At 71.0% G+C, this 22,413-nt stretch carries 23 protein-coding genes; 13 read left to right on the top strand and 10 right to left on the bottom strand.

What is annotated here, in order from left to right:
* Window positions 1-11: 11 nt before the first annotated feature.
* On the bottom strand, window positions 12-506 hold the full coding sequence (locus tag ACFYQ6_RS30835; protein ID WP_145809691.1) for an inorganic diphosphatase: 495 nt from the start codon (window positions 504-506) through the stop codon (window positions 12-14).
* Window positions 507-592: 86 nt separating this feature from the next.
* Between ACFYQ6_RS30835 and dacB the strand changes: the two genes are divergently transcribed.
* From dacB to folE, 6 genes are all read left to right on the top strand, one after another.
* Window positions 593-2,077: a D-alanyl-D-alanine carboxypeptidase/D-alanyl-D-alanine-endopeptidase gene (gene dacB, locus ACFYQ6_RS30830; protein ID WP_361585524.1), complete on the top strand. Its 1,485-nt coding sequence runs from the start codon at window positions 593-595 to the stop codon at window positions 2,075-2,077.
* Window positions 2,078-2,125: 48 nt separating this feature from the next.
* Window positions 2,126-3,262 carry a zinc-dependent metalloprotease gene (locus tag ACFYQ6_RS30825; RefSeq protein ID WP_361585521.1) on the top strand — a complete coding sequence of 379 codons (1,137 nt, stop codon included), beginning with the start codon at window positions 2,126-2,128 and terminating at the stop codon, window positions 3,260-3,262.
* A gap of 189 nt (window positions 3,263-3,451) precedes the next feature.
* Window positions 3,452-4,525, top strand: a complete 1,074-nt coding sequence (gene tilS, locus ACFYQ6_RS30820; RefSeq protein ID WP_361585519.1) for a tRNA lysidine(34) synthetase TilS — start codon at window positions 3,452-3,454, stop codon at window positions 4,523-4,525.
* A 99-nt stretch (window positions 4,526-4,624) separates the two neighbouring features.
* Window positions 4,625-5,164 (top strand): hypoxanthine phosphoribosyltransferase, encoded by a 540-nt coding sequence (hpt, locus tag ACFYQ6_RS30815; protein WP_014155504.1) that lies wholly within the window; start codon window positions 4,625-4,627, stop codon window positions 5,162-5,164.
* A 210-nt stretch (window positions 5,165-5,374) separates the two neighbouring features.
* Entirely contained in the window at window positions 5,375-7,423 is a 2,049-nt protein-coding gene (gene ftsH, locus ACFYQ6_RS30810; protein WP_361585516.1) for an ATP-dependent zinc metalloprotease FtsH, read from the top strand.
* A gap of 182 nt (window positions 7,424-7,605) precedes the next feature.
* Window positions 7,606-8,211 (top strand): GTP cyclohydrolase I FolE, encoded by a 606-nt coding sequence (gene folE, locus ACFYQ6_RS30805; protein ID WP_361585514.1) that lies wholly within the window; start codon window positions 7,606-7,608, stop codon window positions 8,209-8,211.
* A 37-nt stretch (window positions 8,212-8,248) separates the two neighbouring features.
* Here folE and ACFYQ6_RS30800 read toward each other — a convergent pair whose 3' ends face one another.
* The 6 genes from ACFYQ6_RS30800 to ACFYQ6_RS30775 all read right to left on the bottom strand — a co-directional run bounded on the left by ACFYQ6_RS30800 (window position 8,249) and on the right by ACFYQ6_RS30775 (window position 12,907).
* Window positions 8,249-8,734, bottom strand: a complete 486-nt coding sequence (locus tag ACFYQ6_RS30800; RefSeq protein ID WP_361585511.1) for a DUF3180 domain-containing protein — start codon at window positions 8,732-8,734, stop codon at window positions 8,249-8,251.
* A gap of 94 nt (window positions 8,735-8,828) precedes the next feature.
* A complete protein-coding gene (folK, locus tag ACFYQ6_RS30795) occupies window positions 8,829-9,440 on the bottom strand; it encodes a 2-amino-4-hydroxy-6-hydroxymethyldihydropteridine diphosphokinase (protein ID WP_388766087.1) in 612 nt (203 codons plus the stop codon).
* Window positions 9,437-9,796 carry a dihydroneopterin aldolase gene (gene folB, locus ACFYQ6_RS30790; RefSeq protein ID WP_145809563.1) on the bottom strand — a complete coding sequence of 120 codons (360 nt, stop codon included), beginning with the start codon at window positions 9,794-9,796 and terminating at the stop codon, window positions 9,437-9,439. The genes folK and folB overlap by 4 nt, the downstream gene beginning before the upstream one ends.
* Window positions 9,797-9,989: 193 nt before the next feature.
* Window positions 9,990-10,472 carry a nuclear transport factor 2 family protein gene (locus ACFYQ6_RS30785; RefSeq protein WP_361585509.1) on the bottom strand — a complete coding sequence of 161 codons (483 nt, stop codon included), beginning with the start codon at window positions 10,470-10,472 and terminating at the stop codon, window positions 9,990-9,992.
* On the bottom strand, window positions 10,469-11,329 hold the full coding sequence (gene folP / locus ACFYQ6_RS30780) for a dihydropteroate synthase (protein ID WP_361585507.1): 861 nt from the start codon (window positions 11,327-11,329) through the stop codon (window positions 10,469-10,471). The genes ACFYQ6_RS30785 and folP overlap by 4 nt, the downstream gene beginning before the upstream one ends.
* 402 nt (window positions 11,330-11,731) lie before the next feature.
* Window positions 11,732-12,907, bottom strand: coding sequence for a betaine/proline/choline family ABC transporter ATP-binding protein (locus ACFYQ6_RS30775; RefSeq protein WP_361585505.1), 1,176 nt, complete (start codon window positions 12,905-12,907; stop codon window positions 11,732-11,734).
* 140 nt (window positions 12,908-13,047) lie between these two features.
* On the opposite strand from ACFYQ6_RS30775, the gene ACFYQ6_RS30770 reads away from it, so the two are divergent.
* The 4 genes from ACFYQ6_RS30770 to ACFYQ6_RS30755 all read left to right on the top strand — a co-directional run bounded on the left by ACFYQ6_RS30770 (window position 13,048) and on the right by ACFYQ6_RS30755 (window position 16,611).
* Complete coding sequence (locus ACFYQ6_RS30770; RefSeq protein WP_361585502.1) at window positions 13,048-13,767, top strand: ABC transporter permease; 720 nt, start codon at window positions 13,048-13,050, stop codon at window positions 13,765-13,767.
* Window positions 13,768-13,770: 3 nt separating this feature from the next.
* The gene (locus tag ACFYQ6_RS30765; RefSeq protein WP_356744459.1) at window positions 13,771-14,445 is read left to right on the top strand and encodes an ABC transporter permease; all 675 of its coding nucleotides are present in this window, start codon (window positions 13,771-13,773) and stop codon (window positions 14,443-14,445) included.
* A gap of 52 nt (window positions 14,446-14,497) precedes the next feature.
* The gene (locus ACFYQ6_RS30760; RefSeq protein WP_388766083.1) at window positions 14,498-15,478 is read left to right on the top strand and encodes an ABC transporter substrate-binding protein; all 981 of its coding nucleotides are present in this window, start codon (window positions 14,498-14,500) and stop codon (window positions 15,476-15,478) included.
* Window positions 15,479-15,582: 104 nt separating this feature from the next.
* Window positions 15,583-16,611, top strand: coding sequence for a hypothetical protein (locus ACFYQ6_RS30755; protein WP_388766081.1), 1,029 nt, complete (start codon window positions 15,583-15,585; stop codon window positions 16,609-16,611).
* A gap of 73 nt (window positions 16,612-16,684) precedes the next feature.
* Here ACFYQ6_RS30755 and ACFYQ6_RS30750 read toward each other — a convergent pair whose 3' ends face one another.
* Both ACFYQ6_RS30750 and ACFYQ6_RS30745 read right to left on the bottom strand, forming a co-directional pair.
* Entirely contained in the window at window positions 16,685-17,827 is a 1,143-nt protein-coding gene (locus tag ACFYQ6_RS30750) for an NADH-quinone oxidoreductase subunit D (protein WP_361585492.1), read from the bottom strand.
* Window positions 17,824-18,846 (bottom strand): SAM-dependent methyltransferase, encoded by a 1,023-nt coding sequence (locus ACFYQ6_RS30745; protein WP_361585489.1) that lies wholly within the window; start codon window positions 18,844-18,846, stop codon window positions 17,824-17,826. Before ACFYQ6_RS30745 ends, ACFYQ6_RS30750 begins: the two co-directional genes overlap by 4 nt.
* Window positions 18,847-18,941: 95 nt before the next feature.
* Between ACFYQ6_RS30745 and ACFYQ6_RS30740 the strand changes: the two genes are divergently transcribed.
* Entirely contained in the window at window positions 18,942-20,150 is a 1,209-nt protein-coding gene (locus tag ACFYQ6_RS30740; protein WP_361585486.1) for a sensor histidine kinase, read from the top strand.
* Window positions 20,151-20,169: 19 nt separating this feature from the next.
* Entirely contained in the window at window positions 20,170-20,844 is a 675-nt protein-coding gene (locus tag ACFYQ6_RS30735) for a response regulator transcription factor (protein WP_361585483.1), read from the top strand.
* 194 nt (window positions 20,845-21,038) lie between these two features.
* On the opposite strand, the gene ACFYQ6_RS30730 is transcribed toward ACFYQ6_RS30735, so the two are convergent.
* On the bottom strand, window positions 21,039-22,151 hold the full coding sequence (locus tag ACFYQ6_RS30730; RefSeq protein WP_361585537.1) for a DUF5937 family protein: 1,113 nt from the start codon (window positions 22,149-22,151) through the stop codon (window positions 21,039-21,041).
* A 103-nt stretch (window positions 22,152-22,254) separates the two neighbouring features.
* Between ACFYQ6_RS30730 and ACFYQ6_RS30725 the strand changes: the two genes are divergently transcribed.
* Window positions 22,255-22,413 (top strand): hypothetical protein, encoded by a 159-nt coding sequence (locus ACFYQ6_RS30725; protein WP_361585480.1) that lies wholly within the window; start codon window positions 22,255-22,257, stop codon window positions 22,411-22,413.

Genomic DNA, 22,413 nt, shown 5'->3' with positions numbered 1-22,413 from the left:
GAAGGATCAGGTCAGTGCGAGCCGCCCTGCGCCTCGAGGCGCTTGTAGGAGGCCTCGATCTCGGCCTCGGCCTCGGCGCGGCCGACCCAGTCGGCGCCCTCGACGGACTTGCCCGGCTCCAGGTCCTTGTAGACCTCGAAGAAGTGCTGGATCTCCAGGCGGTCGAACTCCGAGACGTGGTGGATGTCGCGCAGGTGCTCCACCCGGGGGTCGGACGCCGGGACACACAGCAGCTTGTCGTCGCCGCCGGCCTCGTCGGTCATGCGGAACATGCCGATGGCACGGCACTTGATGAGGCAGCCGGGGAAGGTCGGCTCGTCCAGGATGACCAGCGCGTCCAGCGGGTCGCCGTCCTCGCCGAGGGTGTTCTCGACGAAGCCGTAGTCGGCCGGGTAGCTGGTCGAGGTGAAGAGTCGACGGTCCAGGCGGATCCGACCGGTCTCGTGGTCCACCTCGTACTTGTTCCGCGAACCCTTCGGGATCTCGATGGTGACGTCGAACTCCACGGGTGGCTCCTCCATGATCAACACATACGACTGGTGGTTAAGTGTCCCTCACGCAGACGAGTGCTCGCGAAAGGGGCTGGTCAACGGTGGCCGAGCCGGTGGAGAAACCGACGGACGAACCGTTGAACAGATGGGGCGGGTGGAAAGCCCCGACGTACCTGAAGCGTGGGAGCGGCTCGCAGGACCTCCGGCTCGTCGCAGGCTCCGCCGTGCTCGGCCTGGTGGTCGCCGTCGGTGCCGTCCTGGCCGCCGGTCCGTGGGACTCCGGTCAGCGTAAGGCCGAGCGGGACCTGGCAACCGTCCGGGAGCGCGCAGGTGGCGCACATCACCAAGGGGAGGCGCCGGACGGGCCGGCGCCCGCCCCCAGCGCGCCCCCGGTCCTGAACGCTCTCGGCGACACGGCCGGGCTCTCGGCCACGGCGGGGAAGGGCGCCCTGGCGGCCGCCCTCGCCCCGTTGCTGGACGCTCCTGCCCTGGGTTCCGTACGCACCGCGGTGGTCGTCGACGTGGCCACCGGCGAGCAGTTGTACGCCGACGGCGCCACGACCCCGATGACCCCCGCCTCCACGGTGAAGATCGCCACGGCCGCCGCCGCGCTCTCCGCGCTCGGACCCGGTCACCGCATCGCCACGACGGTCCGGCTCTCCCCGGACTCCCGGACCCTCACCCTGGCCGGGGGCGGCGACCCCACCCTGGACGAGGCGGCCCTGCGCTCCCTGGCCGCCGAGACCGCGCGCTCCCTGCGCGACGGCGGCGCCGGGGCCGTCCGGCTGACGTACGACACGTCGCGCTACTCCGGCCCGGCCCTGCACCCGATCGGCCCCAACGAGAACATCGCACGCGTCAGCGCGCTCATGACCGACGAGGGCCGCCTGGACGGCAGCAGCCGGGGGCCGGCCCCCCGCACCGGCGACCCCGCCGGCGACACGGCGCGCACCTTCGCTGAGCTGCTGGACGAGGCCGGTGTCGAGACCCGGTCCGAGCCCGCACCCGGGCGGACCGCCGCCGGGGCCCGGACGGTGGCGACGCACCTGTCCGCACCGCTCTCAGCGCTCGTGGAACGCGCGCTGACCAACAGCGACAACGACATCGCCGAGGCACTGGCCCGGCAGACCGCGCTGAAGGCGGGGGAACCCGCCTCCTTCGAGGGGGCCCGCCGGGCGGTCACCGCGCGGCTCAAGGCGCTGGGCCTGCCGGTCGCCGGTGCCCGGCTGGCCGACGGCAGCGGTCTCGACCGTGCCGACAAGGTGACGGCCACCCTGCTGGCCGGACTGCTCGCACTGGCGGCCGACCCGGCCCACCCCGAGCTCCGTCCGGTCCTCACGGGCCTTCCGGTGGCGGGTTTCAGCGGGACCCTCGGCGACCGCTACACGGCGACGTCGCGTGGAACCGGGCTGATCAGGGCCAAGACGGGCACCCTCACCGGGGTGAACAGCCTCGCCGGTACCGCAGTCGACGCGAAGGGGCGGCTGCTCGCCTTCGCCTTCCTGGCCTCCGGCACCACGTCCCCGGGCGAGGCGGAGGCCTCCCTCGACGCCCTGGCCACCACCCTCACCAAAGCGACCGGATGAGCGCCTGACACCCCACCACGGGGCGAGCACCTCACGTACGGTTGACGCATGACGAGCATCGGTGGTGCCGAGATGGTCGACTGGAAACTCGCGGTCGCGACCGCGACCCGGTTCGTGCGGCCGGGTCCGGAGATCAGCCGTGAGGAGGCCCGTGCCGTCGTCGCGGAGCTCCGGCGGCATGCCAAGGCCTCGGAGGAGCACGTCCGTTCGTTCACCCGGATGATCCCGGACGGGCACGAACCCGAGGACACCCCCGTCCTGGTCGTCGACCGGGCGGGCTGGATCAAGGCCAACGTCGCGGGCTTCCGCGAGCTGCTGCGTCCGCTGCTGGGGAAGATGCAGGACCGGCGCGGCGGCGGCCCGGGCAATGCCGTGCTCGGCGCGGTGGGCGGCAAGGTGACCGGTGTCGAACTGGGCATGCTGCTGTCGTTCCTCTCCTCCCGTGTCCTCGGCCAGTACGAGACCTTCGCCCCCGTCACGCGCGAGCTGCCCGGCGCGGCCGCGGGCGGCGGCCGGCTGCTGCTGGTCGCTCCCAACATCGTCCACGTCGAACGCGAACTCGAGGTCGACCCGCACGACTTCAGGCTCTGGGTGGCCCTCCACGAGGAGACCCACCGCACCCAGTTCACCGGGGTCCCCTGGCTCCGTGACCACCTGCAGGGCGAGATCCAGGCCTTCCTGGACGAGACCGACGTCGACCCGATGACCGTCCTCGAACGCCTCCGCGAGGCCGCGCAGACCTTCACCGGCGGCAGCCGTCCCGAAGGGGAGGAGGGCGACGACGGTGGACGCAGCCTCGTCGAGATCGTCCAGACGCCCTCCCAGCGCGAGATCCTGGGCCGCCTCACCGCCGTGATGTCCCTGCTCGAAGGGCACGCGGACTTCGTGATGGACGGGGTGGGCCCCGAGGTGGTGGGCTCCGTCGCCGAGATCAGGGAGAAGTTCCAGCAGCGCAGGGCGCGCGGGGCGAGCCGGCTGGACCTGGCGCTGCGCAAGCTCCTGGGGCTCGACGCCAAGCTCCGGCAGTACCGCGACGGTGAGAAGTTCGTCCGGGCCGTGGTCGACGAGGTCGGCATGGACGGCTTCAACCGGGTGTGGACCTCCCCCAACACCCTCCCGACGAAGGCCGAGATCGCCGCACCGGCGGACTGGGTGGCGCGGGTGCACCGTAAGGCAGATTCGTGATCATGGCCGGTCCGGTGGCAGAAGATTGCCTCTCCAATCACCCATCCGAGGGACCATAGGGGCATGGGAAGGCGTGCAATGCTCGATGAACAGCTTGGCTCTGTCACCATCGACGCACTCTGAGTGACGGGATTCCGTCCCGGCGCCCCGAGGCACCCCTCCCAGAACTCCACCCGAAGGGCACCGGACATGGGTCCCCATCCTGCGGTCGCGGCGATACGCCTGGCGGTCCGCCGCGTACTCCACGATGTCGTCACCGAACACAGCCGCCTCACCGAACAGGCCGGGCACGCCGAGTTGGCCGAAGCCGGTGCGGGCGGCCGCCGTCCCGGGCTTCCGGAGCGGCCCGACACCCCGCTGGTGCTCGTCGCGTGCTCCGGGGGTGCCGACTCCATGGCGCTCGCCTCCGCGCTCGCCTTCGAGTCGCGCAAGCTCCCCGTCCGCGCCGGCGGCATCACCGTCGACCACAACCTCCAGCCCGGTTCCGGCCTCCGCGCCGACGAGGTCGTCGCCCGGCTCGGCGAGATGCGGCTCGACCCGGTCGAGGCCGTCGCCGTCCAGGTCGGCAGGGAGGGCGGGCCGGAAGCCGCCGCACGTGACGCCCGCTACGCCGCCCTGGACGCCGCTGCGGAGCGTCTCGGAGCCGCCGCCGTCCTGCTGGGCCACACCCGCGACGACCAGGCCGAGACCGTCCTGCTCGGGCTCGCCCGGGGTTCGGGGATCCGCTCGCTCTCCGGGATGGCCGCCGCCTCGGGCCCGGCCGGCCGCTACCGCCGCCCCTTCCTCCAGCTCGACCGGCAGACCGCCCGCAAGGCGTGCCTGGTCCAGTCGATCCCCGTCTGGGACGACCCCCACAACATCGATCCCGCCTACACCCGCTCCCGGCTGCGTCACGAGGGCCTGCCCGCCCTGGAGAAGGCGCTGGGCAAGGGTGTCGTGGAGGCTCTCGCCCGTACGGCGCAGCTCTCCCGCGACGACGCCGACGCCCTGGACACCTGGGCGGCCGAGGCCGCCGGTTCGGTCCGCGACGACGACGGACGGCTGGAGTGCGCCAAACTCTCCGTCCTGCCGCCCGCGGTACGCCGCCGGGTGCTGCGCCGCGCGGTCATCGACGCCGGCTCCCCGGCCGGTTCCCTCTTCGCCCGTCACATCGAGGAAGTCGACCGGCTCATCACCGGCTGGCGGGGCCAGGGCGCCATCAACCTGCCCGGCCGCGTCGAGGTGCGGCGGCAGGGTGGCAGACTGGTGATTCGGCAGAGCTGAAGCGCAAGCGGCTGAAGTGCAGGCGAAACGCCGGTCCGGCCCGGGGCACAGTCCGGGTCCGGCAGGGCAGAGAAAGAGACGCGGGTGAACGAGAAGGACATGGGCACCGACCTTCAGTCGGTGCTCCTCACCAAGGAAGAGATCGACGCGAAGCTCGTCGAGCTGGCAGCGAAGATCGACGCGGAGTACGCGGGCAAGGACCTGCTCATCGTCGGCGTCCTCAAGGGCGCGGTGATGGTCATGGCGGACCTGGCCCGTGCGCTGTCCACCCCCGTCACCATGGACTGGATGGCCGTCTCCTCGTACGGCGCGGGCACCCAGTCCTCCGGTGTCGTCCGGATCCTCAAGGACCTCGACACCGACATCAAGGGCAAGCACGTCCTGATCGTCGAGGACATCATCGACTCCGGGCTGACGCTGTCCTGGCTGCTGACCAACCTCGGCTCCCGCGAACCCGCGAGCCTGGAGGTCTGCACGCTGCTCCGCAAGCCGGACGCCGCCAAGGTCGCGATCGACGTGAAGTGGGTCGGCTTCGACATCCCCAACGAGTTCGTCGTCGGATACGGGCTGGACTACGCGGAGAAGTACCGCAACCTCCCCTTCGTCGGTACGCTCGCCCCCCACGTCTACGGCGGCTGACCCGCCTGGCCCCACGGGGCCCGGCCGAACCCGGCCGGACTCCCGGGAACCCTTGTGGCGTTCGGGCCGTTGGAGCCTTCGAAGACAAGTTTGTCGGACGTCCGCTGCGGTCACGGGTGACAATGCTGGGGTACCGTCCGAAGAACAGTCTTTTCTCACAGCAGCATTTACCTACGGGCAGGAGGGACGGGGCGACTTCGCTCCGTATGGATGGACGTGAAGCGATACTTCCGTGGGCCGGTCATGTGGATCGTGCTGGCCGTCCTCGCCGTGGTCGTGTTGATGCAGGTCGTCGGCTCGTCCGGCGGCTACAAGACGGTGGACACCGGCAAGGTGATCCAGGCGATCAGCAAGAACCAGGTGGAGCAGGCCAAGCTGACCACCGGTGACGAACAGATCCTGAAGATCGAGCTGAAGGACAAGCAGAAGCTCGAGGGCGAGTCCGGCAGCAAGTTCCAGGCGAGCTACATCGGCAACCAGGGTGTCGAGCTGGCCGACACGCTGCAGAAGAAGTTCGAGAGCGGTGACATCGAGAAGGGTTACACCGTCTCGCCGTCGAAGCAGTCCCCGTTCGTCTCGATCCTTCTCTCCCTGCTGCCCTTCGTCCTGATCGTGGTCGTGTTCCTGTTTCTGATGAATCAGATGCAGGGCGGCGGCTCCAAGGTCATGCAGTTCGGCAAGTCCAAGGCCAAGCTGATCACCAAGGACACGCCGAAGACGACCTTCGCCGATGTGGCGGGGTCGGACGAGGCCGTCGAGGAACTGTACGAGATCAAGGAATTCCTCCAGGAGCCGGCGAAGTTCCAGGCCGTCGGCGCCAAGATCCCCAAGGGCGTCCTGCTGTACGGGCCGCCCGGAACGGGTAAGACGCTTCTCGCTCGCGCTGTCGCGGGTGAGGCCGGCGTGCCGTTCTACTCGATCTCCGGTTCCGACTTCGTCGAGATGTTCGTCGGTGTCGGTGCCTCCCGTGTCCGTGACCTCTTCGAGCAGGCCAAGGCGAACGCTCCGGCGATCGTCTTCGTCGACGAGATCGACGCCGTCGGCCGGCACCGTGGTGCGGGCATGGGCGGCGGTCACGACGAGCGCGAGCAGACGCTCAACCAGCTGCTCGTCGAGATGGACGGCTTCGACGTGAAGGGCGGCGTCATCCTGATCGCCGCCACGAACCGGCCGGACATCCTGGACCCGGCGCTCCTGCGCCCCGGACGCTTCGACCGGCAGATCGCCGTCGACCGCCCGGACATGCAGGGCCGCCTGGAGATCCTCAAGGTGCACCAGAAGGGCAAGCCCGTCGCGGAGGACGTCGACCTCAACGCGGTCGCCCGTCGTACCCCCGGCTTCACCGGTGCCGACCTGTCGAACGTGCTGAACGAAGCGGCGCTCCTCACGGCGCGCAGCAACAAGAAGCTGATCGACAACCACATGCTCGACGAGGCCATCGACCGAGTCGTGGCGGGGCCGCAGAAGCGGACCCGGATCATGTCCGAGAAGGAAAAGAAGATCACCGCGTACCACGAGGGCGGACACGCCCTGGTCGCGGCGGCCTCACCCCAGTCGGACCCGGTCCACAAGATCACGATCCTCTCCCGCGGCCGTGCCCTCGGTTACACGATGGTGCTCCCGGAGGAGGACAAGTACTCCACGACGCGCAACGAGATGCTCGACCAGCTGGCGTACATGCTGGGCGGGCGCGCGGCCGAGGAGCTGGTCTTCCACGACCCGACGACCGGCGCTGCGAACGACATCGAGAAGGCCACCGCAACGGCCCGCGCGATGGTCACGCAGTACGGCATGACCGAGCGTCTCGGTGCGATCAAGTTCGGCGGCGACAACACCGAGCCCTTCGTGGGCCGGGAGATGGGCCACCAGCGGGATTACTCCGAAGAGGTAGCCGCGCTCGTCGACGAAGAGGTCAAGAAGCTCATCGAGACCGCGCACAACGACGCGTGGGAAATTCTCGTGGAGAATCGCGACATCCTCGACGCGCTGGTCCTGGAGCTTCTCGAGAAGGAGACGCTCGGCAAGGAGCAGATCGCCGAGATCTTCGCCCCGATCGTGAAGCGCCCGGCCCGCCCCGCGTGGACCGGTTCCGCCCGGCGTACCCCGTCGACGCGTCCGCCCGTGCTGTCTCCCAAGGAGCTGGCCCTGACCAACGGCGCTGCCAATGGTTCGGCCACGCCTGAGATCGCCCCGACGGACATCACGAAGCACAACGGCGCTTCCCCGGAGCCGCATCCGGAGGACCGTCCCGAGAGCTAGCCCCCTGCCCGCCCTGGTGTGGCCCCTGTCACGGGTGCTCCACCAGGCCCGGAATGGATGCCGCGCCCCTCAGGTTCTAGCCTGTGGGGGCGCGGCTTTTTCGTACGCCTGCGCCATGCCTGCCTTGTTCTCGAGGTCCGGGCGGGCCTGCGCATGTGACTGCACAGAGGAACGAGGCACAGATGACCGACCCGGTGACGCTCGACGGGCAGGGTTCGATCGGCGTATTCGACGAGAAGCGGGCCGAGGCCGCCGTACGGGAACTGCTCATCGCGGTCGGGGAGGACCCGGACCGTGAGGGTCTGCTGGAGACACCTGGTCGCGTCGCGCGTGCGTACAAGGAGATATTCGCGGGCCTCCACCAGGAGCCCGAGGACGTCCTGACGACGACGTTCGACCTCGGTCACGACGAGATGGTGCTGGTCAAGGACATCGAGGTGTACAGCACCTGCGAGCACCACCTGGTGCCGTTCCACGGCGTCGCCCACGTCGGCTACATCCCCGCGACCTCCGGCAAGATCACGGGCCTGTCGAAGCTGGCGCGGCTGGTCGACGTCTACGCCCGCCGGCCGCAGGTCCAGGAGCGGCTCACCACGCAGATCGCCGATTCGCTCATGGCGATCCTGGAGCCGCGCGGGGTCATCGTCGTCATCGAGTGCGAGCACATGTGCATGTCGATGCGGGGCATCCGCAAGCCCGGGGCCAAGACGCTGACCTCCGCGGTGCGCGGGCAGCTGCGCGATCCGGCCACGCGCGCCGAGGCGATGAGCCTCATCATGGCGCGCTGACGGCCGATCCCGGACCGGTGCGACCCGGGCCGCGGTCCTAGGCGGCCTGAGCGGTATTCCTGTCGTTGTCGCCGTCCTCCGGGAGCTTGCAGACGCGCTCGAGGAAGAGGGCGGCGGCGACGACCGCGACCCCCGCCAGAACCGCGAAGCCGGCGTAGATGGCCTGGTCCCGACGGGGCGGTACGTCGAGGGAGCCGAGCAGGAAGACGCCGGTGCCGCCGTACATCCCGGCGACCAGGGAGGCGACGAGCGCGCTCGCCTGGCCGAAGACCAGGGCTCGCGCCGCCATCAGCGGCTCCACGCCCTTCGCCCCCGGACGCCGCTCGCGCTGGGCGCGCAGCCGGGACCGGATGGACAGGGCCGCGGCGAGCAGGACGACGGCGATCGCGGCCAGCACGATGGGCGCGGCGAGGGGCACGCTCGGCAGGGTGCCCAGGGAGTCCCAGAGGCGGGATGCGCCCCAGGACAGCACGCCGGCCCCGGCGAAGAGGCCGGCCAGGAGCCGGAGCCGTAGTTGCTTCACCGAGAGTGCCGCCCTTCGCCGCCGTGGCCCGTGGCGCCCAGCCCGGGTCGTCCACCCGGGCCGTCGCCCGCTTCGTTGTCCTTGAGCCTAACGACTACTCGGGGAGACGGAGTTCCAGGTCGGGCCGGGGAAGTACTCCCTCGCAGCCGAGACCGGCCAGCAGGTCCGAGACGGGGCCCGCGCCGGGCAGTTGGCCCTCCGGGTCCACGTCGTGCCAGGGGGCGAGGACGAAGGCGCGCTCGTGGGCGCGCGGGTGCGGCAGGGTGAGCAGCGGGTCGTCGGACACCACATCGGCGTACGACACGATGTCGACGTCGATGGTGCGCGGCCCCCAGCGCTCCTCGCGGACACGGTCGAAGGCCTCCTCGATGGCCTGGCCGCGTTCCAGCAGGGAGGAGGGGGGCAGGGTCGTCTTCACGACGATCACCGCGTTGAAGTACGACGGCTGGGAGCCGGGGTCGACGCCCCAGGGCTCCGTCTCGTAGACCGGGGAGACGGCCTTGACCCGGAGGCCTGGGGTGTCCTCCAGGGCGTCGACGGCACCCTGGAGCGTCTCCAGGCGGTTGCCGAGGTTCGAGCCGAGGGAGATCACGGCGAGTTTGGGGTTGGAGAGGGTGACGTCTGCCGCGTCGACCTGCTCGACCACGGCGGCGGGAACCGGCTGTACGGTCGGGTCGCTCTGCCCTTCGGTGGAAAATGCAGTCATGCTCGGCTCCGGGTGATGGTGATGGTCACGTCGTCGAAGGGGACGGTGATCGGGGCGTCCGGCTTGTGGACGACGACCTCGACCTCCTCGACCCCGTCGTGCTTGAGGCACTGCTGCGCGATGCGTTCCGCGAGGGTCTCGATCAGGTCGACCGGCTCACCCTGGACGACACCGACCACCTCTTCGGCGACCACGCCGTAGTGGACCGTCTTCGACAGGTCGTCGGCGGCTGCCGCGGGACGGGTGTCGAGGCCGAGCACCAGGTCCACGATGAAGGTCTGGCCCTCTTCGCGTTCCTTGGGGAAGACACCGTGGTGCCCACGGGCCTTGAGGCCGCGCAGCGCGACACGATCCACGCGAATCACTCCTGCTGTTCGTCGTCTCTGGAGGCACCAGGCCGCGTGCGGGCGGTGAGGTGCCGTCTTCCGAATCTACCCGCGAGCACCGACAACGCCCGCGCACGGGGGGACGCGGGCAGGCCCGGCGAGGGTTGATAGCCGCGTATACCCCGTGATCGCGCTGCTCAATCCCCGACGAGGGCGCAGCGGCTCACGGAGACGGCTCTTCGTCCTCTTCCTCACCGGTTTCGGCCAGTACCGGGGAACCGTGGTGGGACCACAGCTTCCAGCCCTCGGGTGTGCGCCGGAACACATTGGTGGCAACGACGAGCTGGCCGACCAGCGGGCCGAGCGCGTTGCCGTCCTCCGCCGGGCCGCCGCTGAGGATGTTCTCGGTGCAGGTCACCAGGGCCGTGTCGCCGGTCATGGACACCCCGACGTCGGTCAGGAAGAACTGGATGTACTCCGTGTTCGCCATGATCAGCGCGTAGCTCCGCAGCACCTCGCCGCGGCCCCTGAGCACCGGCCAGCCGGGGTGCACGGAGGAGACCGTGAGGTCCTCGCCGGGGAGCCAGAGGCCGGAGAGCGCGGCGAGATCGCCCCGCTCCATCGCCTCGTAGAAGTCGGTGTTGGCCTGCTCGACCGCGGCGATGTCGGCGGCGGCCTCCTCGTGTTCGTCGCGGGCGGCGCTCACGCGGCTCCTTCGACGGCGCGGGCGACCCGCACCGCGTCGGCGGTGGGCCGTACCGCGTGGACGCGGACCGCCCAGGCGCCGGCGTTGGCCGAGAGGGCTGAGATCGCGGCTGTCGCCGCGTCCCGTTCACGCGCGGGTGGCGGGGTCGCGTCCTCACCGGCCAGGACATGGCCGAGGAAGCGCTTGCGGGACGCGGCGACGAGCAGCGGCCTGCCCAGATCGTGCAGCCGGTCCAGATGTGCGACGAGTGCGAGGTCCTGCGCGGCGTCCTTGGCGAAGCCCAGACCGGGGTCGATGACCAGTTTGGCCGGGTCCACCCCGCCCGCGATCACGGCGTCCATGCGCTCGCGGAGTTCCGCCACGACCTCGCCGACGACGTCCGTGTAGACCGCGCGGCTGTTCATCGACTCGCTGAAACCGCGCCAGTGCATGACGACGAAAGGCACCCCGGCGGCGGCGACGACCGGGACCATGTCCGGGTCGGCCAGGCCGCCGCTCACGTCGTTGACCAGGGCCGCTCCGGCTGCCACGGACTGCTCGGCCACCCTGGCGCGCATGGTGTCCACGGAAACGGTGACGCCCTCGGACGCCAGCCCCCGCACGACGGGGATGACCCGTCGTAGTTCCTCGTCCGCGTCCACCCTGCTCGCGCCCGGGCGTGTCGACTCACCGCCGACGTCGATGAGGTCCGCTCCTTCGGCCGCCAGTTCGAGGCCGTGCTTGATGGCCGCTGTGGTGTCGAACCAGTGGCCTCCGTCGGAGAAGGAGTCCGGCGTCACATTGACGACCCCCATGACCGCACAGCGGTCCCACTCCGGCAGACCTCGGACCGTGCCCCGCCCTCGCAACGTACTCATGCGACCAGCGTAGGCCCGGGAAGGGGCTGCCAGGGCCGCGAGCGCGGGGGCCCGCCTGCACGCCGGGCGCGGGCGGGGCGGGGCAGACCTCCGGCCCGCCCCGTGAGCCCGCCGCCCCCGGGGCCGCCCGTGAGCCCGCGGATCCCGGTCCGCCCCGTGAGCCCGCCGACCCCGGGGCCGCCCGTGAGCCCGCGGACCCCCCGGGGCCGCCCGTGAGCCCGCGGACCCCGGGTCCGCCCAGTGAGCCCGTCGACTTCCGGTCCGCCCAGTGAGCCCGCCGACTCCGGGCCCGGGGCGTCGGTGGATCCGGCCGGACCGCTGCCGCCCCGGCGAGCGCGACACGGACGGCGGGTGGTCACGTCCCGGAGGCTCACCGGGGCCCACCGCCCGCCTGTCGCGGACTCACCGGGTGCCGGCGCCCGCCACCGTCTCCACGGCGACCTCCGAGCGCGGCACGTCCTGCGCGTCGGCGTCGATCGACCGGCGCAGCGCCTCGTGGAGCCGGGCCGGGGTGAGGACGCCGAGGAAGCGGCCGGCGCCCTCCTTGTCGATCACGGCGATCCAGCCCGCGTCGTGCTGCAGCATCGTGGCGAAGGCCTGCTTCAGCGGCGCGCCCAGCGGAAGCCACGCCTCCATCCGCCGGGCGTGCTCACGGACCGTGCCGTCGGCCGCCGCCGCGTCGCCCGCGGGGAGCCAGCCGTGCAGATTGTCCTGGCCGTCCAGGACGACCGCCCAGCGCGCGCCCTGCGCCCGCAGCCGCTCGGTCGCCTTCGAGAGTGGATCGTCGAGATGGACGACGGGCGGCTGCTCCAGGTCGCCCTCCTCGACGGGGGTGACCGAAAGCCGCTTCAGGCCCCGGTCGGCTCCCACGAAGTCGGCGACGTAGGGCGTCGCGGGGGCGCCGAGCACGGTGGCGGGCGTGTCGAACTGTTCGATGCGGCCCTGCCCGTACACGGCGATGCGGTCACCGAGCCGCACGGCCTCCTCGATGTCGTGCGTGACGAACAGGACGGTCTTGCGGACCGTCGCCTGCAGTTTCAGGAATTCGCTCTGGAGCCTCTCCCGGACCACCGGGTCGACCGCGCCGAAAGGCTCGTCCATCAGCAACACCGGCGGGTCCGCCGCCAGGGCCCGTGCCACGCCGACGCGTTGACGCTGGCCACCGGAAAGCTGCTCCGGATATCGGCCGCCATAAACGGACGGATCCAGTCCGACGAGATCGAGCAGTTCGGCGGCGCGCTCCTTCCCCTTTCCCCGCTTCCAGCCGAGGAGATGGGGGACGGTCGCCGTGTTCTCCAGGACCGTTTTGTGCGGGAAGAGACCGACCTGCTGGATCACATACCCGATACGGCGCCGGAGTTGCACCGGGTCGATGGCGGATATGTCGTCCCCGTCGAGGAATATCCGGCCCTCGGTCGGTTCGATCAGGCGGTTCACCATCTTCATGGTGGTCGTCTTGCCGCAGCCCGAAGGTCCGACGAGCGTGACCAGTTCACCCTCGGCGACCTCGAAGGAAAGGCCGTCGACGGCGGTGGTGCCGTCCGCGTACCGCTTGGTGACGTGCTCGAAACGGATCATGATTCCCCATTGTGACGCGGGCTCTGTGAAGGCCATGTTGCCGGAATACGACAGCCTCGGCGATTGTCGGTGGTCGGGGATAGGGTCACCCGGGAGCGAGCCGGGACGACATCGCGAGGGCAAACAGGAGGTGGGGGCGGATGGCCGAGCAGAACTGCCTGGTGGCGAACGACTGGATCTGCGGGGAGTATCTGCGCTCCCGCAGCCACGAGTTGGCCGAAGCGACCGTCCAGCACATCTGGATCACTGCTGCTTCCGTGCTGATAGGGCTCCTGGTCGCATTTCCGCTCGCACTGCTCGCACGCCGCGGCAGGCATTTCGCGGGTCCGGTGCTGGGACTGACCACCGTGCTCTACACCGTGCCGTCGCTGGCGATGTTCTCGCTGCTGCTGCCGATCTTCGGGCTGTCGGCGGCCCTCGTCGTCACCGGCCTGGTGCTGTATTCGCTGACCATCCTGGTGCGCAACATCCTGGCGGGTCTCGAAGCCGTGCCGGCGGAGGCGAGAGAGGCCGCCAAGGGCATGGGGTACGGTCCCGCCCGGCTCCTCTGGGAGGTCGAACTCCCCCTCGCACTGCCCGCGCTGATGGCAGGCCTTCGCATCGCGACGGTCTCGACGGTCGCGCTGACCACGGTCGGCTCCCTCGTCGGCAAGGGCGGCCTCGGCAATCTCATCGAGGACGCCCTGCCCAGCTTCTTCAGGGCCCAGGTGCTCACCGCGTCCGTGCTCTGCGTCCTGCTCGCGGTGGCGGCGGACCTGCTGCTGCTCGGTGTGCAGCGCCTGCTCACGCCCTGGACCCGGATACGGACGCCCGCCAGGGCATCCGCCGGGGCGGGCATCGCGAAGACGGAGGCGGTCTGATCCATGGGGGTCATCGGGGAGGCGTGGGCCTGGCTCACCACCGGCAGCAACTGGACGGGGGACGGCGGAGCGGCGCACCGCCTGGCGGAGCACCTGTACGTCAGTGGGGTCGCCCTGGCGGTGGCCTGCGTCATCGCCCTGCCGGTCGCGCTGTACCTGGGACACGTGGGCAAGGGCGGCGCGCTGGCCGTCAACCTCTCCAACGTGGGGCGGGCGGTACCGGTCTTCGCGGTGCTCGCCCTCTTCATGATGACCCCCCTGCGCAACTCCGGCTATCTGCCCACCGTCATCGCGCTGGTGCTGTTCGCCGTCCCGCCGCTGCTGACGAACGCCTACGTGGGGATGAGGGAGGTGGACCGGTCGGTGCTGGAGGCCGCACGGGGCATGGGCATGTCCGGTGCGCAGCTCTTCGTGCGGGTCGAGCTCCCGCTGGCCTACCCGATGATCATGACCGGCCTGCGGTCCGCCGCCGTCCAGGTGGTCGCGACCGCCTCGATCGCCGCGATGGTGGGACTCGGCGGGCTGGGCAGGATCATCACCGCCGGTTTCAACACCTACGACACGGCGCAGGTCTTCGCGGGCGCCGTACTGGTCGCGCTGCTGGCACTGGTGGTGGAGGGCGTGCTCGTGGCGCTCGACCGGCTGCTGTCGCCCCTGCGCCGCCGCAGGACCGTATGAACGCCCGGACTTTTCGCACTGTGCACATCATTTTTCGCGGACGGAGAACACCATGAGCAGGACCTCGCGCATAGCGGGTGCGGTCATCGGAGTGGTCGCGCTGGCAGGGTCGCTCGCCGCCTGCGGCGGCGACAGCCTGGAGAAGGAGAAGGGCGGCTCGGACGCTGCGCCGGGCGGCGGCTCCGCGAAGGGCTCGCTCGTCGTGGGCGCCGCGGCCTTCACCGAGTCCAAGGTGATGGCCGAGCTCTACGCGCAGATTCTGGGCGACGCCGGATACGACGCCTCGATCACCACGGTGAAGAACCGCGAACTGTACGAACCCTCGCTGGAGAAGGGCGAGATCGACGTCGTACCGGAATACGCGGCGACCCTCGCGGAATTCCTCAACGCCAAGGTCAACGGCGCGGCGGAGGCCGAGAAGAACCCCGTTGCCTCGGGCGATGTGACGGCGACCGTCGCCGCTCTGGAGAAGCTCGCCGCCCCGCTCGGGCTGAAGGTCCTTCCGGCCGGCGACGCGGTGGACCAGAACGCCTTCGCGGTCTCGAAGGAATTCGCCGAGAAGAACGACCTGGAGACGCTTTCCGATCTCGGCAGCTCCAAGATCAAGGTGAAGATCGCGGCGGGTGACGAGTGCGAGGTGCGCCCGTTCTGCGCGCCCGGGCTGAAGAATACCTACGGCATCGACGTCACGGGCATCGACCCCAAGGGCGTCGGTACCCCGCAGTCCAAGCAGGCGGTGAAGGACGGCAAGGACCAGCTGGTCCTCACGACCACCACGGACGCGGTGCTCGAACCGTACGGGCTGGTGTTCCTGGAGGACGACAAGAAGCTGCAGAACGCGGACAACGTCCTTCCGGTGGTCAATGCGAAGGACGCGGGTGCCCCGCAGATCGCGGATGCCCTCGCGAAGCTCACCGACGTGCTCACCACGGAGGACCTCGCGGAACTGAACCGCAAGGTCGATGCCGAGCGCGCCAAGCCCGCCGATGCGGCCGCCGACTATCTGCGTGCGAAGGGCTTGATCAAGAAGTAGAAGGGCGTTTTTCAGGGCCACTTGAGAGGCCGCAAGGTAACCGGCGGGGAACAGATTGCCGGGCGGCCTCCCAAGTGACTCGCACGCACGGTAAATTTCGCGCCATGCCACGAGGACGCCACCGCCATTCGCCGCCCCTCCACAGAATCCTGCCGCCCGCCGTGCTGGCCGGAGTGCCGGTCGTCTGTGCCGCCGGCGCCTGGCTCCTCGCGGAACCGCTCGCCCTCCGGGGCCTGGTGGCCGTGACGGCCGCCGCCGCCCTCACCAGCGCCTGCCTGATGCGCACCTGGGACCGGGCCGCGGGGCTGCGCGTCGCGGAACTGACCCGGGCGCGGGCCAGCGACGAGTGGAAGACCGAGGAACGCATAGCCGAGATCGAGGCGGACCTCGAGGAATCACGGGAACTGCGCACCCGGCTGGAGACCAAACTGCGCCGCAAGCGCGTGGAGCTCGCCGGACTGCGGAACGAACACGCGGCGCTGCTCCGCCGTTACGCCAACGCCGAGACCGAGCGTGCCAGTGCCCTGGAAGGCCGCCGGCAGCTCGCCATCGAGGTCTCCGGGCCGCGAGAGCTCCTGCCCGCCCGGTCCACGCCGACCGCCGGCGCCTATCTGCGTGCCGCCCAGGCACTCCAGGACCTCTCGCGCAACGCCGCGCTGCAGGAGGCCCGCCGCACCGCGGAGCTGGCCAGGCAGCGCGACCTTGCGGAGCGGGCCGCCGAGCGGGACGCGGAGGGAAACGGTTCGAAGGGGAAGCACGCGGCGGTCGCCGGAGCGGGTGACCTCCAGCACCGCCGGCCCCAGGCCGCCCTGCCCGCCCCGCAGCTGTCGCCCGCCACGGCGCGCCCGCCGCGTGCGGTACCCGCCGCGTCCGCCGTCGTCCCGTACGCCGCTGCGCGACGCCACCTCGTCCCGCAGGGGAGCTTCGACTTCTTCGGGACGCAGAAGGCGAGCGCCGCGATCGAGTCGGTGCAGAACGAGGACCTCGCGGACGTGGTGGGCGAGGAGGCCCTGGCGGCGCACCGGACCGGCACGGCCGAGAACCGCGCGGTCGGCAAGGTCATCGACCTGACCCCGCACGACGAGACCGAGCAGCTGGACGTCGTCCAGCTGCGGAGCGCGATCTCCTCCTGAGGCACTCCCGGGGCCCGAGGGCTCTGGGCACCCGGACGAGGGCCTCAGGGCACCGCCTGCGGCCCTCTTGGGGCTACTTGTCGATGTCCCCGACGACGAAGAACAGCGATCCCAGGATCGCCACCATGTCGGCGACGAGCGTGCCCGGCAGCAGCTCCGCCAGGGCCTGGATGTTGTTGTACGAGGCGGAACGCAGCTTCAGCCGGTACGGGGTCTTCTCGCCCGTGGAGACCAGGTAGTAGCCGTTGATGCCGAGCGGGTTCTCGGTCCACGCGTAGGTGTGGCCCTCCGGCGCCTTCAGCACCTTGGGCAGCCGCTGGTTGACGGGGCCCGGCGCAAGGTCGGCCATCCGGTCCAGGCAGGCGTCGGCGAGGTCCAGCGCGTTGTGGGTCTGCTCCAGCAGGCACTCGAACCGGGCCAGGCAGTCGCCCTCCGAGCGGGTGACGACCTTGAGCGTGTCCCGCAGCTCCCCGTACGCCAGGTACGGCTCGTCGCGCCGCAGGTCGAAGTCGACACCAGAGGCGCGGGCGATCGGCCCCGAGACCCCGTACGCGTGGACGGCGTCGGCGGACAGCACCCCCACGCCCCGGGTGCGGCCCCGGAAGATCTCGTTGCCGAGGACCAGCCGGTCGTAGACGTCCATCCGCGAACGCACCGAGGCCACGGCGTCCCTGGCCCGGCCGAGCCAGCCGGCGGGCAGGTCCTCCTTGAGGCCGCCGACGCGGTTGAACATGTAGTGCATCCGGCCGCCGGAGACCTCCTCCATCGCGGCCTGGAGCTCCTCCCGCTCCCGGAAGGCGTGGAACATCGGGGTGATCCCGCCGAGTTCGAGGGGGTAGGAGCCGAGGAACATCAGGTGGTTCAGGACCCGGTTCAGCTCCGCGAGCAGTGTCCTCGTCCAGACGGCACGCTCCGGGACCTCCATGCCGAGCATGCGCTCCACGGCCATGACGACCCCGAGCTCGTTGGAGAACGCCGAGAGCCAGTCGTGCCGGTTGGCGAGCATGATGATCTGGCGGTAGTCCCGGGCCTCGAAGAGTTTCTCCGCACCCCGGTGCATGTAGCCGATGACCGGCTCGGCCTGTTGGATCCGCTCGCCGTCCAGCACGAGCCGCAGCCGGAGCACACCGTGCGTCGAGGGGTGCTGAGGACCGATGTTCAGCACCATGTCGGTGCTCTCCGCCGCGCCGCCGATGCCGATCGTCGTCTCCGTCATGCGGGACAGTATCCCTCCTGGCCGTCCGGGCCCCTCCATCCCTCCCCGCGGCCCGCGACCCGCTGCCGCAGCCAGCCGAAATCGCCCAGACCGCCCCGAGCGGTGAGCTCCGCGGCCTCACCCGCCGACGCCAGCGCCCGCACGTAACCGGACGGATCCGTCGACGCCTGCGCCAGCGGCGGGCGTTCGCCGCTGACGCCCAGCTCCCGCAGCGCGGTCCGCTGGTCCAGGAGCTCGGCCCCGTCGTGCGCGGCGGCGCACGCGTCCAGGGCCACGTGCGAGGTCAGGTCGCAGCTGCCGTCGGGGACGGGCCGCACCTCGCGGCCGTCCCGGAAGCCGGTCAGGGTCCCGAACGGCGGCCTGGCCGCCCGTACATGCGCGTAGTCCACCGCCACGGCAGTCCCCGCGGCCAGCGACGCGACGGCCCGGGCCCAGGCCTCGTCGCGCGGCCTGCCGATCTCGGCACGGTCGCCGGGCCGCGACAGCGGCCACCAGCGGCTCAGCCACACGGCGTCCGCCCCGGTCACAGGATCACCGAGCCGTTCGGCGCCGTCGGGGCGCACCAGGACGTAGCGGGCCACCCCGTCGGCGTCGGCCTCGGCGACCTCGGTGGGCACGTTGTCCAGCCATTCGTTGGCGAACAGCAGCCCCCGCGCGCCCCGGGGCGGCTCGGCGCACCACTCGACCGCCGGGTCGAGGCCCTCGGGGCGCGGGGCGATCTCCACCGCGTACGCCCTCACGGCCGGCACGGGTGCGACAGCGCCGCTGCGCAGCGCCGCCAGCACCCCGGTCACCAGCTCGCCGCGGCCCGCACCCATGTCGACGAGGTCGACGGAGTCCGTGCCCAGCTCCCTGGCCGTGGCGGCGAGCAGCCGGGCGACGGCGGTCGCGAACAGCGCGGAGGCGTGCACCGAGGTGCGGAAATGGCCCGCCGGGCCTTCCGGGCGCCGGTAGAAACCCTTTTCGCCGTACAAAGCGGACTCTGCGGCTTCCCGCCACCGGCACCAGTCATACGTCACGTAGGCAAGTCTCCACCTTGGGGAGTACGGTCCCAGGAGCCGGATCGGTCCTTCGGCTGACCTGGTATCGATCAGCTGTCCCTACGCTGGGTAACGTGCAGCGCTTCTACGATTTCATCCGCAGACACCCGACGGGCGTCGACATCCTCTGGGCTGTCGGCCTCCTCGGGTTCTCCGGCGTGTCCATCGTGGCCGACCGGACCGGCGACAGCCTGGAACGCATCGCGGCGGTGCCGATCGCCGTCGGGCTGTGCGCCGTCGTCGCGCTGCGCCGCCGTGCGCCGGAGAAGATGCTGCTGCTCGCGATCCTGATGGGCGTCGCGCAACTGCTGTTCGGCGTGCGGCCGGGAGTGGCGGACTTCGCCATGCTGGTGATCACCTACACCGTGGCCACGGTCGGGGAGCGGTGGGCGTCCCGGCTCGCCCTCGGGTGCAGCCTGGCGGCGGCCGGGATCTCGCGGCTCCGCTGGCCCGACGACGCCCCGACGGGCGGCTGGGCGCAGACCGTCGGCTACGTCGTGATCATGACCGTGCCGTTCGTCCTGGCCTGGGTGCTGGGCGACTCGATACGCACCCGCCGGGCCTACTTCAGTCAGCTGGAGGAGCGTGCCGCCCGGCTGGAGCGCGAACGTGAGGCGCAGTCGAAGGTGGCCGTGGCCGCCGAACGCGCCCGTATCGCCCGCGAGCTGCACGACGTCGTCGCGCACAACGTCTCGGTCATGGTGGTCCAGGCCGACGGCGCCGCGTACGTGATGGACTCCTCCCCGGACCAGGCCCGGCAGGCGCTGGAGACCATCTCCAGCACCGGCCGCCAGGCGCTGGCCGAGATGAGGCGGCTGCTCGGGGTGCTCAGGACCGGCGATGCGCCGGAGAGCGGGGAGTACGTCCCCCAGCCGGACGTCGAGCAGATCGAGGAGCTCGTCGGCAAGGTGAGGGAGACCGGCCTGGCGGTGGACTTCAAGATCGAGGGCACCCCGCGCCCGCTCCCGAGCGGGGTCGAGCTGACCGCCTACCGCATCGTGCAGGAGGCTCTCACCAACACCCGTAAGCACGGCGGCCCGGACGCGGGGGCGAGCGTGCGGCTGGTCTACTTCGACGACGGGCTGGGCCTCCTCGTCGAGGACGACGGCCGAGGGGCGCCGCACGAGCTGTACGAGGACGGCGGGATCGACGGCGCAGGACAAGGGATGATCGGCATGCGTGAGCGGGTCGGCATGGTCGGCGGCACGCTGGACGCGGGCCCGCGCCAGGGCGGAGGCTTCCGCATCAGCGCCCTGCTTCCGCTCAAGCCCGCCAACCAGTGACGGAAGGACAGGACACCTCATGGCGATCCGCGTGATGCTCGTCGACGACCAGGTGCTGCTGCGCACGGGGTTCCGGATGGTCCTCGCCGCCCAGCCGGACATGGAGGTCGTGGCGGAGGCGGGTGACGGAGCCGCGGCGATCGAGGTCCTGCGGTCCACGGCCGTCGACGTGGTGCTGATGGACGTCCGCATGCCACGCCTCGACGGCGTCGAGGCGACCCGGCGCATCTGCGCGCAGACCGATCCGCCCAAGGTACTGATCCTGACCACGTTCGATCTGGACGAGTACGCCTTCTCAGGCCTGAAGGCGGGCGCGAGCGGCTTCATGCTCAAGGACGTGCCCCCGGCTGAGCTGCTCTCCGCCATCCGCTCGGTGCACAGCGGCGATGCGGTGGTGGCCCCCTCCACGACCCGCCGGCTGCTGGACCGCTTCTCCCCGATGCTGCCGAGCACCACGCCGGAGCCGCAGAACAAGCAGGTCGGGAAGCTGACCGAGCGCGAGCGCGAAGTGATGCTGCTGGTCGCTCAAGGACTGTCGAACGGCGAGATCGCGGGGCGACTGGTGCTCTCCGAGGCGACCGTGAAGACCCACGTCGGCCGCATCCTCACCAAACTGGCGCTGCGCGACCGCGTGCAGGTCGTCGTCCTCGCGTACGAGACGGGGCTGGTCAGGGCGGGTGGCGGGGCGGGCTGACCGGTGGGCCCGCGGAGCGGGGACCCCTGGCCGGGCGGCTGACCGCACCTCAGATCACCGACAGGACCGGGGATTCGGCAGGGCGTGCCCTCGTCCCGTGCATGGAGGCCGGCACCCGTCCAGCCCGCCGGGGCCGGTGCACATCCGCTGCGGCGGGGCCGCCCCGGCTCACCGGTGCCCTGCGCCGTGGCGCCTCACCGGAGCACGCCCTCGATGAAGTCGCTGCCGAGCCGGGCCACCACCGTCAGGTCCAGGGTGTGCAGGACGTACCTCCCGCGCCGCCGGGTGGTGATCAGGCCGGCCTTCTTGAGCACCGCGAGGTGGCGGGAGACCTCGGGCGGTGTGATGCCGTGCGAGGAGGCGAGCTCGCCGGTCGTGTACGAGGAGCGGGCCAGGTCGCGGCAGATCCGCATGCGCATCGGGTGGGCCAGCCCTTCCATCCGGAGCCGGAGCAGCTCGACGGAGGCGGGGGAGGGCAGTTCGGGGCGGTGCACCGGGTAGTGGATCACCGGTCGCCATCCCGGGGCGTGCAGCACCATCAGGTGCGGCCACCCGAAACCGGTCGGGATGAGCGTGAGCCCGGTGCGGCCCGCCGACCCCGAGAAGTCGGTCCTGCCCTGGGTCAGCTTGTCGACGCTGATCCTGCCGGTCTCCTCGTCCAGGGACAGGGCCGCGGAGACCGCGCTCAGCGCGGCCGGGACGCCCTTGTGCCGCAGGAGTTCCGTCTTGTGCCGGGCGTCGGCGACGAGCTGGACCTGTGCCCGCCGCCAGGTGTCGGCGAAGAAGGCCTGGTCGCAGTCCTCCAGGAGACGCCGGATCCAGCCGCGCACGGCGCCGGGGTCGTCCAGCAGCTGCTGGGTGAACTCCAGCTGCTGAGCCCCCCGGGCCGCGGCCATGTACAGCGCGCGGTCCCGCATCGCGGTGTCGGTGAGGGGTGACGGCGCTCCTGTGCCGTACAGGCTCGTGCAGGTGAACTCGAGGGCTGCGGAGACGAAGCGCTCGTCGTCGAGCCTGTCCAGGATGTCCAGGTCCTCGGCAAGGGTCGTGCCGGTCCTGCCGTCTCCGCCCCGGACACCGGCGAAGGGCATGAAGACGTCGGAGAAGGTGTGCCGCCAGAGGAACTCCGCCTCGTGGAGCCGGTCCGCGAGGTCGGGTTCCAGGGCGGCGGAGGTCGCCGTCGCCCAGCCGTGCAGGCCGGGGTGGTGGCCCGGCTCGGAGAGCGCGTGCAGGGCGAGCCCCAGCTCGGCCAGAGGGGAGGTCTCGAAGATTATGCGTTCGGGAGGCAGGCCCGCGATGTCGATGTGCACGCTCACCCCTCCATGGTGCGGGGTGCGCGGCGGGCCCGGGTGACGATTGACCGCGGTCGTCAATCCACGGGCGGACCTGCGGGAACGGGTTCAGGCTGGAGGCATGGACATCGTTCAGCAGCAGATGCTCGACAGCTATCGGGCGGCTCGGCAGGGCGTGGCGCCGCCCCCGCTGCCCGGCACCCACGACCTGGACGCCCTGCGCTCGGTCCGTGAGCGGATCCGCGCCTGGGCGGCCGCCCACCGTCCGCCCCTGGCGTGA

Origin of the sequence: Streptomyces sp. NPDC005494 (assembly GCF_042872025.1) — a bacterium.
GTDB lineage: Bacteria > Actinomycetota > Actinomycetes > Streptomycetales > Streptomycetaceae > Streptomyces.
The sequence above is the reverse complement of the archived record's forward strand: the minus strand, read 5'-3'. Positions and strand labels throughout refer to the sequence as shown.